Raw genomic sequence first — 15523 nt, forward strand, 5'->3', positions numbered from 1 at the left:
GGTCTTCCCGGGTGTAGCGCACCTCACACCAGGGAGCCGCTGTCGTGCCCGTCCGGCCCGGCCCACCGGGTGCGGTGGGCCGGGCCGACGTGGTCCGGTGCAGTTAGCCGGCGTAGTTCAGCGCCTCCAGCGTGGTCAGCACGGCGCCGTCGACGGCGGCGGACCCGCCGAGGACGTGCAGCTCGGGCGCAGCCAGCCGCACGAGCTCCTCGCCGGTGACGGGCGGCACCTGGGCCTGCTGGACCAGCAGCAGCGGCTCGCCGAGCTGGCCGGCGCGGGCGGCACCGGTCAGGGCGTCCGGCCAGTCCTGACCGGTGGCCAGGAGCACCGACTCGGCACCCTCGTGGCGCTGGGCCAGTGCCGCGGCGGTCTCGTAGCGGTCCGTGCCGTAGACCCGCTGGACGAGGCCGAACGCCCCGAGGTCGGTCACCACGTCGTCGTCGATGGCGGCCGAGCCGCCGAGCACGGTGATGGTGTCCGGGTCGAGTTCGGTCAGCGCGGCAGCCGTCTCGTCCGGCACCTCGTCGGGGCGGACCAGGAGCACCGGAGCGTCCACCGCGCCGGCGTAGGCCGCGGCGCTCAGGGCATCGGCGTAGTCCCGGCCGGTCGCGACGAACACCTCCGTGGCCCCGTCGAACTCGGACGCGACCGCGGCAGCGGTGCCGTACCGAGTCGAACCGGAGATCCGCTCCACATCCCCGGGCGTGAACCCGCCGAGCGTGGTCACCACGTCGTCGGAGACCGCAGCCGTGCCGCCGAGGACGGCGATCGACCCGGGCTGCAGCCGGGTGAGCTCAGTCGCGGTTTCCTCGGGGACGTCCCCGGGACGGACGAGCAGGACCGGGGAGTCCTGGCTGCCGGCCAGGGCCGAGCCGGCGAGCGCGTCGGCATACTCCCGGCCCGTAGCCACGTAAACGACCGGGACGCCGGGCTCGGTAGTGGACGAGACGGCGGCCGCGGTGGCGTACCGGTTCGGTCCGGAGACCCGGTCGACCTTCTCGGGGCCCAGGACGAGGTCGACCCGGTCTTCCCCGCCCTCGCCCACCGACAGGTAGCTCTCACCGGTGAAGACCAGCATTCCCTGGACGGTTGCTCGCAGGTCCGAGCTCTCGCCGTCGAGCACGTTCGGAAGACCGCCATCGGGCAGCTGCTGACCCACCATCCAGTCGACGGACAGGTCGATGTCGTCGCCGACCAGCTCGAGCGCGGGGGCGACCAGGCCCGTGGTGTTCACCGGGGAGAAGTTCTCCCAGTAGCCCTCCTCCGTCATGGCCTCCCGCAGGTAGTTGCGGACCTGAACGGCGGACGCGGTGGCGCCCTCCTGCTCGGTGACCGCGGCCAGCGCCGCGAGCCCGAGCCCGGACGCTTCGTTGTCGGGGACGAAGTCGTCCCCCGCGTAGTAGCCGAGAGCTCCCGTCTCGGGGTCCTGGTAGGTGAACATGTTCGTGACCGCGGCGGAGGGCACCTCGGCCCCTGCACGATCCAGACCCAGGATGCACAGCGCCTGGCCGAAGGCGTAGCCCCAGCTGCCACACGTGCCGTCGTCACCGATGGAGCCCTCGACCGCGGCGATCAGGTCGACACCACCGAAGTCGGTGGCGTCCCGCCCGGTGACGGCGGCCACCAGGGCCACCTTCCCGGCGGCTGGTCCGCCGGCGCCGGCGTATGCCTGTGCCTGCGTTTCCAGCCAGTCGGTCATCGACTCGACCTCGGCGTCGTAACCGTCCACTGCCAGCAGGGCGAGGATGCCGTCGGCGGTGGCACCGGGGTCGCCGAGGTTGTCGTCCGAGATCTGCGATACGACGTAGTCGGCGGCGGCCACTGCCGCCGCCTCGTCTGCGGCGGGCGCCGGAGCCGGTGCAGCATGTGCGCTGACGACGGGTGTCAGGGGAGCGAGGAGCAGGCCGGCCGTTGCCACGAGACCGAGCCGGCGGGGTGTGAGGGACATTGTCGGGGACCTTTCGAAGGGTGGCTGCGGCACCCTTCGGCGGGGATGGGGGCAAGGTCCCGCCTCCGGCTCGTCCCGCAGACCACGGCGGTTCACATCGAGCCCAAGGGCCGGCAGGCATTCCGGCTCCACGCGGGGGCGTGTCACGGTTGCGGGTCAGCGCCGGAATCGCACCGGCTTCCCCTACCTGTCCTTCGGTAGCCGAACTCTAGCGCGACCGTGCTCCGGGCGTGCCGTCGGCGTCGAAGGTGGGGCGCACCCCGAACGAGGCGCGCCGCGCGGCCCGGCGGAAGGTCGCCAGTAGCGCCGGCCCGATGAGCACGATGGCGACGGCGTTGGTGATCGCCCGACCGGTGTCCCACCCGGCCGTGGAGGTCAGCAGCGTGAAGATCAGGAAGCGGTGCAGGTTCTCCAGGACCGGCGCACCGGGCACGTAGGAGATCGAGCCGTCGTAGTAGTCCAGGCTGGCCCCGGTGATGAACGGCCAGAACCACATGTTCATCAGCATGCCGAAGACGTAGGCGACGACCACGCCGTAGGCCGCGAGCATGGCGATCTCGGCCTTACCGGTCACCCGTCGCGGCAGCAGGCCGGCGCCCAGCCCGATCCAGGCGGAGCACAACATCTGGAACGGCAGCCAGGGCCCGACCCCGGCGGTGAGCAGCGCCGAGGCGAACATGGAGGTGCAGCCCAGCACGAACCCGAAGCCCGGGCCGAAGACGCGGCCGGCCAGCACCAGGACGAAGAACACCAGCTCGATGCCGGCCGTGCCCGCCCCGAGCGGGCGCAGGGCGGCGTTGACGGCGGAGAGGACGCCGAGCATGGCCAGCGCCTTGGAGTCCATGCCGCCCTCGCTGATCTGGGCGAGCACGATCAGCACCAGGACCGGCAGGACCGCCATGAAGACGAACGGGGCGTCGGTCCCGTGCTGCATCGGGGACGGCTCGACCTGGGTGAACAACGGCCAGAGGAACATGGCCAGCCCGGCGACGGAGGCCAGGGTCAGGACGATCGCCGACCGGGGCCCGAGCCGGACGGCACGGACGGGCACGGCGGCCCGGGGGGTCACGGGGAGACCTCGAGCGCGGTCCGGACGTCGTCCACGGTGAGCCACGGGGCGCCGAGCACCTTGGCCACCTGGGGGCCGAAGATCGGCGAGGCGGCGATGACGTCGGTGGCGGGCCCGTCGGCGACCACTTCACCCTCGGCCAGCACCATGACGCGGTCGGCGACGGCGGCCACGAACTCCACGTCGTGGGTCGCCACGACGACGGCCGTGCCGCCCGCGACCAGGCCGGTGAGGACCTGCGCCAGCTGGGCCTTGGCGCCGTAGTCCAGCCCCCTGGTGGGCTCGTCGAGCAGCATCACCCCGGGGGTGGCGGTCAGCTGGACCGCCAGCACCAGGGAGAGCCGCTGCCCCTCGGACAGGTCCCGCGGGTGCCGCGCGCCCGGGATGTCCGGCGCCATCCGGTCCAGCAGCCCACGGCAGGTGCCCGCGGCGGAGCCGGACTCCTCGTCCGCGGCACGACACTCGGCGTCGACGGTCTCCAGGTAGAGCAGGTCGGCCGCGCTCTGCGGGACCAACCCCACGAGCCGCCTCGCGTCCCGGGCGGACAGCGTGGCGGTGTCCCGACCCTCGACGGACACCGTGCCGGAGTGTCGCCGCCCGGAGCCCTGGACCGCCCAGAGCAGGGAGGACTTGCCGGAGCCGTTGCGGCCCATCAGCGCCGTCACCCGTCCGCGACGCAGTTCGAGGTCGACGCCGCCGACGGCGACCACGTCGCCGTAGCGGACCACGATCTGGTGCGCCCGCAGCACGACGTCCGCCCCGTCCGACGAGGGGTGTCGCACCGGTGTCGGCCTGCGGTCCTCCGGCACCCTGGCCAGTCGTTCCCGCAGTTCCGGCGCCCGGCGGCGGGCGTCGCGGACCGACAGGGGCAGCGGCTCCCAGCCGGCCAACCGGCCCAGCTGCACCACCGGCGGGGCCACCGGGGCCGTGCGCAGCTGCTCGTGCGGCTCCCCGTCGGTTACCCCGCCGCCACGATGCCCGTCCGGCGGGGTGACGACCAGGAGACGGTCGGCATACTGCACCACCCGCTCCATCCGGTGCTCGGCCATCACGACGGTGACCCCGAGGTCGTGCACCAGGCGGGTGATCGCCGAGAGCGCCTCCTCGGCGGCCGTCGGGTCCAGCGCCGAGGTGGGCTCGTCGAGGACCAGGACGCGCGGGTTCATGGTCAGGACGGAGCCGATCGCGACGCGCTGCTGCTGACCGCCGGAGAGGGTGCGCAGCGGCCGGCGACGCAGCTCGGCGATGCCCAGCAGGTCGAGCGTCTCCTCGACCCGCTTGCGCATCACGTCCGGCGCCACGGCGAGTTGCTCCATGCCGTAGGCGAGCTCCTCCTCGACGGTGTCGGTGACGAACCCCGCCAGCGGGTCCTGACCGACCATCCCGACCAGGTGCGCGAACTCGCGCGGCGGGTGGTCCCGGGTGTCGACGCCGTCCACCGTGACCCGACCCGACAGGTGACCGCCGGTGAAGTGCGGCACCAGGCCGTTGATCGCCCGCAGCAGGGTGGACTTGCCCGCGCCGGTGCGGCCCACGATCAGCGCCAGCTCGCCCTCGGGGATCCGCAGGTCGACGTCCTGCAGCACCGGGCGTTCGGCCCCGTCGTAGGTGATGGTGACCCCGTCGAACCGGATCATGCGGGAGCCTCCTCGTGGTCGTCCGTGCCGCGGCCGGGCATGGGCCTGCCGGGGGTGTCCCCGGAGGCCGTATGCCGATCGCGGGCCCTGCGCAACGCGTCCAGTGTGAGCGGGGCGGGTGGGGTGGCGAAGGCCGGGACCGCGCCGAGGAGGACGGCCACCACCATGGCGCCCGACAGCTGCGGCCACTGCAGCGGGCTGAGACTGGGGTTGATGTTGCTGGGATCGACGGCCAGCGTCAGGTAGACGGCGACACCGGCCGCGGCGCCGCTGCCCGCGGCCACGAGCTCGGCCAGCCCCCACCGGTCGGGCCGGTAGCGGGAGCGCTGCACCCGGCGGCCGGTGACCGCGAATCCGACGGCGGCCAGACCGAGGCCGAGGGCCAGCATCGGCATCCCGAGGTAGCGGGGTGTGGTCCCGTCCAGCACGCCGTAGATGCCGACGCACACCCCTACGAGCCCGAGGATGGTGCAGCTCCCGGCCAGTAGCCGGGCACGGGGCGGCACGTGCGCGGAGCGCCCGTAGCCGCGGGAGTCCATCGCCGAGGCCAGCATCAGCGAGCGGTCCAGGGCGTCCTCGAGGACCGGGATGACGATCCCCTTGAGGGCGTGCAGCCCCTTGCCGGACCCGCCGCGCAGGCTGCGGGCGCGCCGCACCCGCAGCACCGACTCGGCCAGCTGGGGGAACACGGAGATCGCGACGACCACGGCGGTGCCGACCTCGTAGAGCGCGCTGGGCACCGACTTCAGCAACCGCTTGGGGTTGGCCAGGGCGTTCGCCGCGCCGATGCAGACGATCATGGTGGCCAGGCGCAGGCCGTCGTAGAAGCCGCCCAGCAGCGCCTCCGCGGTCACCGGGCCGAGCAGCCGGATCCCCGCGGCCCACGCGGGCAGCGGGATCTCCGGCAGGTTCAGCAGGATGTGGACCCCCTCGCCGCCGCCGAAGACGACCCGGAAGAACACCCGCATCAGCACCACGAAGGCCGCCACGATGCAGTAGAGGCGGAACGCCAGGGCCCAGGGGGCGTCCGTGCGGCGGGCCACGACCACGGTGGTCGCGACGGCGATGATGAGGCCGAGCAGCAGCGGGTTCGTGGTGCGGCTCGCGGCCGTCGCCAGCCCCAGGGCCCACACCCACCACGCGAACGGGTGGAGGGTCCGGGGCAACCAGTAGACGTGCCAACGGTCCGCCACGGGGGTTGACACTAGGTGGTCCTCCCGGACCGCCGCCGGGCGGCTGTGGTGCCGACGATGGTCAGGGCCAGGGCAGCCAGCAGGGTCCACCACACACCGGAGGGAAGGCCGAGCCAGCCCCCGCCGTCCGTCTCTGCCCCGGAGGCCAGTTGCTCCCCGCCGCTCCACGCGACGTCTCCGGTAGCGGCTGCGGCGTCGCCGGGGCCCGCCGTCCCGTCGGCGGACTCCGGTCCGGACGTGCGGGTCGCGTCCGCCGGCGCCGTGGCGTCTGCCCCGTCGCGGGGCTGTCGCGGCAGCGGCGCCGGACCGTCCGTTCCGGGGCCGCTCCCGTCGGCAGTGGTGGCACCTGGCTGGCCGGTGCCGCCGTCGGTGCCATTGCCCGTGCTGGTGTCGCTGCCGCCAGCGGCGCCGCTCCCACCGGCAGTGCTACCGGCGTCGCCGCCAGCACTGCCGGGGCCGTCCTGCCCCGGGTCGTCGCCGCTCGTCGAGCCGCCCCCGCCGGAGGTCTCACCCCCACCGGTGGGTACGGGATCACCCGCGCCGGGCGGGGTGGGATCGGCCGGTCGGGCCTGACGGACGGGGGTGAACCGGGGGGCCGGGTTGGCGTCCGCCGTGGCGTTCAGCGAGAAGGACCAGCCCTCGAAGCCGCCCGCGACGGGGGTGCGGTTCTTCAGGCCCCACTGGGAGTACTGCCAACTGCCACCGTTGGTGGCGTGCCAGTAGGACCAGTAGGCGGTGGCGGGCGGGGTGTCGATGCACGACTCGGTGTATCCCTCGTCGCCGCGGACCGGCAGCGCCTCGCCGGGCGACGGGGTGTTCTCGATCCGGCAGACGAACGAGTCGCCCCACCGGCGGACGCCCTCCATCTGGAACCCGGCGTTGCGGAGCACGTCCAGACCCGTCCCGTCCGCGGAGGGGGAGCACCGGACGATCACCTCGCCCGAGCCCACCTGCTGGAAGTCCACGACGACGGTGACGCCGGTGTCGTCCGGGCACGGGCCGGGTGTGCCGCGGGCGGGGTCGACGGCCGCGGCCGTCGGCGCGCCCCCCGGGGCGGTGAAGGGCCACCCGGTCGCGGTCAGCAGGACGAACAGCACGGCCGCCACGGTCGCCAGGCCGGGTCGACGCCGGGTCACGGGGCGGACCCCCCGGCGGTGCCGCGCCTGCCGGCGCTCACCCGGCCCAGGACGAAGGCACCGGCCGCGACCAGCAGCCCCAGCAGGCCGAGCAGCCACCCGGACGGACCGTCGGCAGGCGCGGAGGGTGGCGCGGCCGCGGGAGCCGCGGCGGTCGTCGCCGCAGCGTCGTCGGCGCCGGTGGCGGACGGGTCGACGGTGGTCGCGGGCAGCAGGAGGCCGTCCGGAACAGTGAGGTAGGAGGAGCCGGCCAGGGCCGGCAGGGCGGCGACCGTGGCCTCACGGTCGGCCTCGCCGCCTTCTGCGGCCGGGAGCCCGGAGTCCTCGACCTGCTGCCCGATCAACCAGTCGGCACTGGGGGTGCCGTCGACCCCGACGGCGACCAGGCCCGCCGCGGCCCACCCGGTCACGGTCACCTCGGGAAGCTCCCCGGCCTCGAAGGCGCCGGCGTCCGAACGTGCCTGCACCAGGGCGGCGGCGGCCGAGCGCAGCGCGGTCGCATGGCCGGGTGGTCCGGTGGTGGGGTCGGTCGTGGCATTGAGCGCCTGGACGGCCAGCCCGGTGACCGCGGCCGACCCCGCGGTGCAGCCGTCGTCCGGCTCCGCCGGGAACAGGCCGTCGGTGCACTGCTGGCCGGCCAGGGCCCGTGCCGCCGCCGCAGCCGCATCGTCCTGACCCGCGGCGGTGAGCGCGAGCACGGATACCGCCTGGCTCCGGGTGTCCGACTGGTCCCCGAGGTCGCTGGTGTCGGCCAGCCACCCGTCGGCATCCTGCTGGGCGACCAACTCGGCCGTCAGCGTCTCCGACGGTCGACCGGACAGCGCGCCGATGAGCACGAGGTCCGCCAACGGCCCGGCATACCGCGCGTCGTCCGCGTCGTAGGGCACCCCGTGGGCGTAGGCCGCCGCCTGGTCCTCCTCCAGCAGGAAGTCCGTCACCGGAGCCAGGTCGTCGACCGGGACGCCGGCGGCGTACAGCCCGAGCCAGGCCCGCGCCGTCGCGCCGTGGTCCACGAAGGTGGTGCCATCGACCTCGGTGCGCAGGTGGGTCCCCCCGACGAACTGTGCGGCGAGAAAGCCCGCCGCGGCGTCGACCCGGTCGCTTCCGGTGGACGTGAGCTCGAGCCCCTCGTCGGGGCCGGCGGTCTGGTCGGTGGCATCGTCCCCTGCCCCGGTGGGGAGGACGGCTGTCCCACCGGCGTTGCGCGGTGCCGGCCCCGCGACCGGACCGGACCCGCGGTCACCGGACGCGGCTCCCGTGGAGTCGCCGGGACCGGTCCCCGTGCCGGGCCCGGTCGCCCCCGGCGCAGAGGTCGCCGGCGGGGTGGTCGGGGTCGGCGGCGTCGGACCCGGTGCCGGTGTGGGGGTCGGCGCGGGCGTCGGGCTCGGAGACGGCGTCGGGGTGGGCGTCGGCTCCGGGGTCGGGAGGGGCGGGTCCGGCAGCAGGGGGTCCTGGCCGATCCGGCCGAACGGGACCGGCGCCAGGGCGAACACCGCCTGCGGGGTGCTCCGGCGCCACTGGTCCCGGCTCCCGTCGAGACCGGACGCGAGGGCCGCGTCGAGGTTCTCCCGGTCGTAGGCGATCCCGCCGACCTCGCCGGCCAGTGCGGTCCCGGCGACCCGGTCGGGGTCCAGGTGGAGGGTCGCGACCTGGCTCCGGCCCTGGGCCGCGGCGGAGTCCCGGCCCCCCGCGGTGAGCGCCTGGACGGCCAGCCCGGTGGAGTTGGAGTTCGGACCGTCGGTGCCGACGCCGCCACCGAACGAGCCGTCCTCGCGCTGGGCCCCCACCAGCCAGGTCAGGCCGGCGTCGATGTCGTCCTGGAGGCCGGACACCCCGGCGTCGCGCGCGGCCATCAGCGCCTGGACCCCCATCGCGGTGCCGTCGACGTCGGGCGCGGACATCCCCGCGGCCTTGCCCCCGTCGCAGGTCAGTGCGGGGTTGCTGTCGTGGTCGTTGTTGTACATCCGGAAGTAGCCCTCGGAGCACTGGTACTTGTCGAGGAAGGTCACGGCCGAGTCCGGGAGGCCACCGGAGCGGGCGAGGCCGATCACCGTCAGGGACTGAGCGAAGACGTTGCTGTCGTCCCGGCCCGGGGAGGAGACGATGCGGTCCTTGATCCGTCCGTGCTCCGCGTCCGCAGGGTCCTCGACGATGAGCGACAGGGTGTCGGCGTGGACGTCCCTCCCGCCGAAGGCGTGCACGTCCACGCCGCTGACGACGCCCGCGACCAGCAGTTTGGCGGTCGGCCCGGCCAGGCGGGTGTCGGCATCGGGGTACCACGCCGGCCCGGCGTAGTCGGCCACGTGGGCGGCCAGGCCGGCGGTCACCTGCTGCGCGGCGGCGTCGCCGTGACCGGTGGCGTGCAGCGCGAACAGCACGTCCGCGGTCAGGCCCCAGTCGGCCGCACCACCCGGCCCGGGCACCGCGCCCGTGCTCGGGTCGATCTGCCCGATCAGCCAGCCGGCGGTCTGCGCCGAGCGGTCCGCGACGGACACCTGGGCGCCTGGGGCGTCCGACCCGTCGGGCGCGGCGACCGCCGCCACGGGGCCGGCGAGGAGCAGGCCCGCCGCCAGCCACCCGGCATACCGGGTCGTGGTCGCGCCACGCGTCACGGCCGCACCACGTACTGCTTCAGCTGGTTGAGGACGCTGTCGCTGACCGTGGTCGTGCCGCCCAGGACGATGATCGTCTGCGGGTCCAGCCGGCCCAGCTCCCTGGCCGTCTCCGGGGGGATCGTGTCCTGCCTGGTCAGCAGCACGGGGCCCCGGGTGCGACCGGCCAGGGCCGACCCCGCGAGGGCGTCGGGGAAGTTGGCGCCGGTCGCGACGTAGGCCACCGGCACGCCCGGGGTGAAACCGGTCCGGGAGACCTGCTCGGCCGTCCCGTAGCGGTTGGCGCCGCTGAGCCGGGTGACCGTCCCGGCGTGCTGCCGCAGCTGGGTGACCACCGCGTCGCTGATCACCGTGCTGCCGCCGACGACGAAGATCTGCGTCGGCTGCAGCCGGTTCAGTGCCGTCACTGTCTCCTGGGGGAGTTCGCCCTTCCGGGTGAGCAGCACGGGGACGCCCTGGCTGCCGGCCCGCGCCGAGGCGGCCAACGCGTCGGGGAAGTTGTCGCCGGTCGCCACGTAGACCCGCGTGGTGGAGACCGGGAACTGCCGGGAGACCTGCTCCGCGGTGGCGTAGCGGTTGGCGCCGCGGAGCCGGGTGACCGTCCCCGAGGTGTACTTCTTGAGGGCGGTCACCACCGGGTCGGAGACGACGGTGGAGCCGCCGAGCACGACGATCCGCTTCGGCTTGAGCCGCTGCAACGCTTCCACGGTCTCGGCCGGGAGCTCGTCCGGCGCGGTGAGCAGCACCGGCACGTCCTGACGCCCGGCCAGTGCTGACCCCGCCAGTGCGTCCGGGAATCCCCGGCCGGTGGCCACGTAGACGACGTCCACCCCGGTCACGTACTTGCCCGCGACCTCCGCGGCCGTGGCGTACCGGGTGCTGCCGGAGAGCCGGTCGGCCAGCGGACGGACGGCCGCCGACCGTGGCGGCGGGTTGGTGGTGGCCGAGCGGTTCAGCGAGAAGGACCACCCCTCGAACCCGCCCGGGATCGCCGACCTGCTCGTGAGACCGACCGTGCTGTAGGTCCAGGCCGCGCCGTCGTCGGCATACCAATAGGACCAGTAGGCGTTCGCCGGCGGGGTGTCGACGCACGCCTCCCGGTAGGTGGGGTCGCCCTGGCGCGGGATCGTCTCGTCCGCGGCGGGCCGGCCGTCGAGCCGGCAGGCCATGGTCAGGCCCCACCGCTCCGTGCCGGTCATGTCCACGCCCGCCTCGCGCAGCGCGTCCCGTCCCGTCCCCGCAAAGTCCTTGCCTTCTGCGGGGCCGGGCGCGCAGCGGACGATGGTCTTCCCGTCGTGCCCCTTCCAGGCGCCGAGGTCCTGGAAGTCGACGACAACCGTCATGCCGTGCCCGTCCAGGCAGTAGCCATCGTAGCCCAGCGCGGAGTTCTGCTGCGGCGGCGCGTCGGGCCCGGTGTCGGTGGTGCTGGTGCTGCCGACCGCGGGTGCGGCGGCGGCGAGGACCAGGGCCAGCGCGGCGGTGACGGCGCGGCGGATCGGTGGCATCGGGTAGACCTCGTTCCCCTGTTGGGTCGAGGTCCCCGGGTGCCGGGGGTGGTGGTGCCCGCCGGACTCCTCCCGCAGGCCTCGACGGGTGTGTGGAGCGGGCCACTCCCGGGCATTCGGGCTCGCCGGCGACGGGTGTCTCCGGCCTACCGTTGCGGGTCAGCGCCGGACTCGGACCGGCTTCCCCCGTGGGTGGCGTGGTCCGGACAGTCTAGCCGAGGGGCGATCCGCCCCGGGCTACCGGACGGAGGGCCCGGCCGGCGACCCGTCCGAGCGTTCCGCGGCCGCCGCGATGTCCGCCAGGTCGGTCTCCATCGCCTTGCGGGTCGCCCGGAGGCCCAGGGCCCCGAAGGCCTTCCAGAGCACCTTCTGCACGCCTGTCGGGTCCGGGGTGTGGGCGCTGAAGTGCATCGTCAGCGAGGTGCCCTCGCCGTCGGGGGACAGCGTGAAGACACTGCGGTTGTCGGCGCCACCGGAGGAGGCCGCGACCTCGGTCCGCCGGTGCGGGTCGCTGTCGACGACCCACATCTCCTCCGTCACGGTGCGCCCCATCATCGTCCGGGTCTCCCGCCACCGGGTGCCCACGGCATACGGTCCGTCGGTGAGCAGCTCCACCGAGCGGACCCCGCTGAGCACCTGCGGGGCGTGCTTGAGGTCGGTGAGCACCTGCCAGACGCGGGACGGCGTGGCCTCGATCCGCCGGCTGAGCGTCAGCTCGTGCCCGCTGCCCCCGGGCGTCGACCCCGAGGACCCCGCGCTCACCGGTCGCCCCCGGTGGAGGTGGGCTCGGACTCCTCGTCCTCGATCTCGGGGAACTCCTCGAAGTCCGGTCCGAGCACCAGGTCGATCTCGGCGCTCTCCCGCTCGTCCTCGAGCAGCTCCGCGTCCGGGACCAGGTCGTGGAGCACCGCGGCCGCCTCGGCGCCCTCGGGTCCGAACCGGATGTGGGCGGCCCCCTCGACGGTCGACTTCTCGGGGTCGTTGTCGGAGGTCTGGACGTCGTAGCCGCGTGCGTCCAGGGCCGCGGCGGTCCGCGTGGCCAGCCCGGCCCGGTCGGTGGCGTTGTAGACGTTCACCTGGACGTCCTCCGGCTGCAGCGGCTCCGCGGTGGCGGTCGCCGTGACCTGCTCGCCGTCGCCCCCGGCGGACTCCTCGTCGGAGCCCAACCACCCCTTGTAGTAGGCCCCGGCGTAGGCGAACACGGCGATCAGGAGGACGAGCAGGCCGGTCAGGACCAGGGCGGTGCGACGTCGCCGACGGCGGGCCGCGGTGGACATGCCGGCGGTGCGGACGTAGCCCATGGCCTCTCCTTCCTCGGGACTCTCCGGTAAGGCACGGTACCCAGGGTGGGTCAGTCAATCACCAGGACACGCCCGTGGACGAAGGGGCGCTGTGCCAACGCGGCCCGCAGCGCCCGGTGCAGGCCGTCCTCCAGGTAGAGCTCGCCGCCATACTGCACGACGTGGCAGAAGATGTCGCCGTAGAAGGTGGAGTCCGGCGACAACAGCAGCTGCAGGTCCATCGTCGACTTGGTGGTGGTGAGCTCGTCCAGCCGGATCATCCGGGGCGGCAGGTGGGACCAGTCCCTCGGGTCGTCCAGACCGTGGGGAGGGTAGGGGCGATCGTCCCCCACGGCCTTGAAGATCATGAGGACAGTGTAGGGACGACACCGGATTCACTAGAGTCTTGTGCGTGAGCGACGACGCCAAGACCTCCCAGCTCGATGCCATCACCGCGGGATACGCCTTCGAAGGGCCCTCGATCACCCTGGGCGCGGCCCTGGACGACGACGGGACCGCGGTCCCCGAGGCCACCGTCCGCCTGCCGCTGGGGTCGATGAACCGACACGGCCTGGTGGCGGGCGCCACCGGCACCGGCAAGACGGTGACCCTGCAGGTGATGGCCGAGCAGTTGTCCGCCGCCGGGGTGCCGGTCTTCCTCGCCGACATCAAGGGCGACCTGTCCGGGTTGGCCACCCCCGCGGCCGAGCACGAGAAGATCGCGGCGCGGATGCAGGCGCTGGGGCAGGACTGGACGGGCACGGCATACCCCGTGGAGTTCCTCAGCCTCGGCGGTCAGGGGACGGGCGTGCCGATCCGGGCGACGATCACGGCGTTCGGGCCACTGCTGCTGTCCAAGGTGCTCGGGCTCAACGCCACCCAGGAGTCCAGCCTCGGCCTAGTCTTCCACTACGCCGACAAGAACGGCCTGGCGCTGCTCGACCTGAAGGACCTGCAGGCGGTCATCAAGCACCTGCTCTCCGACGAGGGCAAGGCCGACCTCAAGGGCCTGGGCGGGCTGTCCTCCTCCACCGCGGGGGTCATCCTGCGCCAGCTCATCGCCTTCTCCGACCAGGGCGCCGAGGACTTCTTCGGCGAGCCGGAGTTCGACACCGCCGACCTGCTGCGGGTCCGGGAGGACGGCACCGGCGTGATCACCTGCCTGGAGCTGCCGGGAGTGCGGGACAAGCCGGTCGTCTTCTCCACCTTCCTGATGTGGTTGCTGGCCGACCTGTTCCAGGACCTGCCCGAGGTCGGTGACCCGGAGAAGCCGAAGCTGGTCTTCTTCTTCGACGAGGCGCACCTGCTCTTCGACGACGCGTCCAAGGCGTTCCTGGACTCGGTCGAGCAGGCCGTCCGGCTGATCCGCTCCAAGGGGGTCGGGGTCTTCTTCGTGACGCAGACGCCCAAGGACGTGCCGGACGGTGTGCTGGGGCAGCTGGGCAACCGGGTCCAGCACGCGCTGCGCGCCTTCACCCCCGAGGACGCCAAGGCGCTGCGGGCCACCGTGCGCACCTTCCCGAACAGCGAGTACGACCTGGAGGAGGTGCTGACCCAGCTGGGCACGGGTGAGGCCGTCATCACCGTGCTCTCCGAGCGGGGTGCGCCGACGCCGGTGGCCCGGACCATGCTGCGCGCGCCGCAGGCCCGGATGGGACCGTCGGAGGAGGCCCTGGTCCAGGAGACCGTCGCCGGCTCGGAGCTCGCGCCGAAGTATGCCGAGCCGCTGGACCGCGAGTCCGCCTACGAGAAGCTGACGGCCGGGTTGGCGGCCGCCGCCGACGAGGACGGCACGCCGCAGGTGGCGGGCGACCCGGCCGGTGGTTCGCTCGAGGCCGACCTGGAGAAGGCCGGCGCCGACGGGCGCTGGCCCGAGGACGAACCAGCGCCGGCGCGGAAGGGCCGGGCCGAGCCGAAGGAGGAGTCCCTGCTGGAGAAGGTGGTGGACTCCGGTGCGTTCCGCTCGATGCTGCGGTCGGCCGGCACCGTGATCGGGCGCGAGGTGAGCCGCAGCATCCTGGGGACCGGGCGGCGCCGCCGCTGAGCCGGATGCCACGAACCCCCGGACCTGCTGGTCCGGGGGTTCGGCGATGTCCTGCGACATCCGCTGGCGGAGGATGGGGGATTTGAACCCCCGAGGGTTTTATCCCAACACGATTTCCAATCGTGCGCACTAGGCCGCTATGCGAATCCTCCGCCGGAGAGGTTACCCGAACTCTGGCCCGGAACGTGAACCGGTGGCCGGGTCCGGACCGGTGGAGGGCTCCGGGGGCGCGGCTGTCGGGTCCTGGGTCGTCGCCATCGGAGCCGTCGTCATCGGGGCCGAGAAGCCGGCCGTGACCGACGGCGCCCGGTAGGTGGAGGTCAGGCGGAGGCCGATGCCGCGGATCGCCTGACCGATGTGCGGTCCGCCAGCCTCGGTGACCTTGCGCCGCAGCCGGCTCAGGTGCGGCGCGACGGAGGCGTCCTCGGTGCGCAACCCGATCTGTTCGGCGAGTTCCCTGCGGGTCTGGATGTGCAGCGGCCGGCTCATCAGCGCGGCCAACAGGTCGAACTCGGTGCGGGTCAGGTCCAACGCACGGCCGCCGACCCAGGCGATCCGGTCGTCCAGGTCGACCACGAGCCGGTCGAACTCCAGCCGGCGGGTCACCTGCCACCGGGTGGCCCGCCGCAGCAGAGCCTCGACCCGCGACTGGAACACCGAGGGGTGGAACGGCGCGACCACCACGTCGTCGGCACCCGCCCGCAGGTAGCTGGTCTCCGCGTGGGGATCCAGCGGTTGGCCGGACAGCAGCAGCAGCGGGATCCCGGACGGGAACAGGTCGCGGCTCGTCGCGACCGGGTCGGGGAGCAGGGAGATCATGGCGACGGCGAGGGTCGGCCGCGTCCTCCCGGACACGCCCAGCAGGTCCTCGGGCGTCTCGGCCTCGAGGACCGCAAGCCCGTCCTGGGCCAGGCAGAACCGGGCGCTGCGACCGATCAGGCCGTCGTCCGCGAGGAGGGCCACCAGGGGCATGAGACCTCCTGTGTCGGGTGCGGATTCGTTATGGAAATTACATCAGAACGCAAAGAATCCGCAAATAATTCACGACAAGGTAACGAGCGAGTCTGAATTTCGCCTCGGAACGTGCGTTCCGCAAAGG

At 73.6% G+C, this 15523-nt stretch carries 12 protein-coding genes, 1 tRNA gene and 1 riboswitch; of the genes, 1 reads left to right on the forward strand and 12 read right to left on the reverse strand.

Annotated features, from left to right (window positions below):
• Positions 1-103 precede the first annotated feature (103 nt).
• From FB467_RS03725 to FB467_RS03770, 10 genes are all read right to left on the reverse strand, one after another.
• Positions 104-1822, reverse strand: coding sequence for a cell wall-binding repeat-containing protein (locus tag FB467_RS03725; protein WP_170230549.1), 1719 nt, complete (start codon positions 1820-1822; stop codon positions 104-106).
• A gap of 221 nt (positions 1823-2043) precedes the next feature.
• Positions 2044-2169, reverse strand: a riboswitch (cobalamin riboswitch).
• Entirely contained in the window at positions 2157-3017 is an 861-nt protein-coding gene (locus FB467_RS03730; protein ID WP_141783897.1) for an ECF transporter S component, read from the reverse strand. Its footprint overlaps the riboswitch before it by 13 nt.
• Positions 3014-4654 carry an ABC transporter ATP-binding protein gene (locus FB467_RS03735; protein ID WP_141783898.1) on the reverse strand — a complete coding sequence of 547 codons (1641 nt, stop codon included), beginning with the start codon at positions 4652-4654 and terminating at the stop codon, positions 3014-3016. Before FB467_RS03735 ends, FB467_RS03730 begins: the two co-directional genes overlap by 4 nt.
• Positions 4651-5847 carry an energy-coupling factor transporter transmembrane component T gene (locus FB467_RS03740; RefSeq protein WP_194288384.1) on the reverse strand — a complete coding sequence of 399 codons (1197 nt, stop codon included), beginning with the start codon at positions 5845-5847 and terminating at the stop codon, positions 4651-4653. The genes FB467_RS03735 and FB467_RS03740 overlap by 4 nt, the downstream gene beginning before the upstream one ends.
• Before the next feature lie 11 nt (positions 5848-5858).
• A complete protein-coding gene (locus FB467_RS03745; protein WP_211350547.1) occupies positions 5859-6983 on the reverse strand; it encodes a hypothetical protein in 1125 nt (374 codons plus the stop codon).
• On the reverse strand, positions 6980-9595 hold the full coding sequence (locus tag FB467_RS18695; RefSeq protein ID WP_211350548.1) for a prenyltransferase/squalene oxidase repeat-containing protein: 2616 nt from the start codon (positions 9593-9595) through the stop codon (positions 6980-6982). Before FB467_RS18695 ends, FB467_RS03745 begins: the two co-directional genes overlap by 4 nt.
• On the reverse strand, positions 9592-11100 hold the full coding sequence (locus FB467_RS03755) for a cell wall-binding repeat-containing protein (RefSeq protein WP_141783900.1): 1509 nt from the start codon (positions 11098-11100) through the stop codon (positions 9592-9594). Before FB467_RS03755 ends, FB467_RS18695 begins: the two co-directional genes overlap by 4 nt.
• 237 nt (positions 11101-11337) lie before the next feature.
• A complete protein-coding gene (locus tag FB467_RS03760) occupies positions 11338-11862 on the reverse strand; it encodes an SRPBCC family protein (protein ID WP_141783901.1) in 525 nt (174 codons plus the stop codon).
• Entirely contained in the window at positions 11859-12401 is a 543-nt protein-coding gene (locus FB467_RS03765; protein WP_141783902.1) for a LytR C-terminal domain-containing protein, read from the reverse strand. Before FB467_RS03765 ends, FB467_RS03760 begins: the two co-directional genes overlap by 4 nt.
• Positions 12402-12451: 50 nt before the next feature.
• Positions 12452-12748: a type II toxin-antitoxin system VapB family antitoxin gene (locus tag FB467_RS03770; RefSeq protein ID WP_141783903.1), complete on the reverse strand. Its 297-nt coding sequence runs from the start codon at positions 12746-12748 to the stop codon at positions 12452-12454.
• Between the two features lie 44 nt (positions 12749-12792).
• Here FB467_RS03770 and FB467_RS03775 point away from each other — a divergent pair, with 44 nt between their 5' ends.
• The gene (locus FB467_RS03775; protein ID WP_141783904.1) at positions 12793-14424 is read left to right on the forward strand and encodes a helicase HerA-like domain-containing protein; all 1632 of its coding nucleotides are present in this window, start codon (positions 12793-12795) and stop codon (positions 14422-14424) included.
• 64 nt (positions 14425-14488) lie between these two features.
• Here FB467_RS03775 and FB467_RS03780 read toward each other — a convergent pair.
• Positions 14489-14576 (reverse strand) — tRNA-Ser (locus FB467_RS03780).
• 10 nt (positions 14577-14586) lie between these two features.
• Entirely contained in the window at positions 14587-15396 is an 810-nt protein-coding gene (locus FB467_RS19250) for a response regulator transcription factor (RefSeq protein WP_141783905.1), read from the reverse strand.
• Between the last annotated feature and the right edge of the window lie 127 nt (positions 15397-15523).

The organism is Ornithinicoccus hortensis (genome assembly GCF_006716185.1).
In the GTDB taxonomy this organism is placed as follows: Bacteria; Actinomycetota; Actinomycetes; order Actinomycetales; family Dermatophilaceae; genus Ornithinicoccus; species Ornithinicoccus hortensis.

Excerpts from the sequence above, each read along its gene's own strand:
- FB467_RS03735 (WP_141783898.1), bottom strand. The coding sequence starts at position 4,654 with ATGATCCGGTTCGACGGGGTCACCATCACCTACGACGGGGCCGAACGC.
- FB467_RS03755 (WP_141783900.1), bottom strand. The coding sequence starts at position 11,100 with ATGCCACCGATCCGCCGCGCCGTCACCGCCGCGCTGGCCCTGGTCCTC.
- FB467_RS03765 (WP_141783902.1), bottom strand. The coding sequence starts at position 12,401 with ATGGGCTACGTCCGCACCGCCGGCATGTCCACCGCGGCCCGCCGTCGG.
- FB467_RS03770 (WP_141783903.1), bottom strand. The coding sequence starts at position 12,748 with ATGATCTTCAAGGCCGTGGGGGACGATCGCCCCTACCCTCCCCACGGT.
- FB467_RS19250 (WP_141783905.1), bottom strand. The coding sequence starts at position 15,396 with ATGCCCCTGGTGGCCCTCCTCGCGGACGACGGCCTGATCGGTCGCAGC.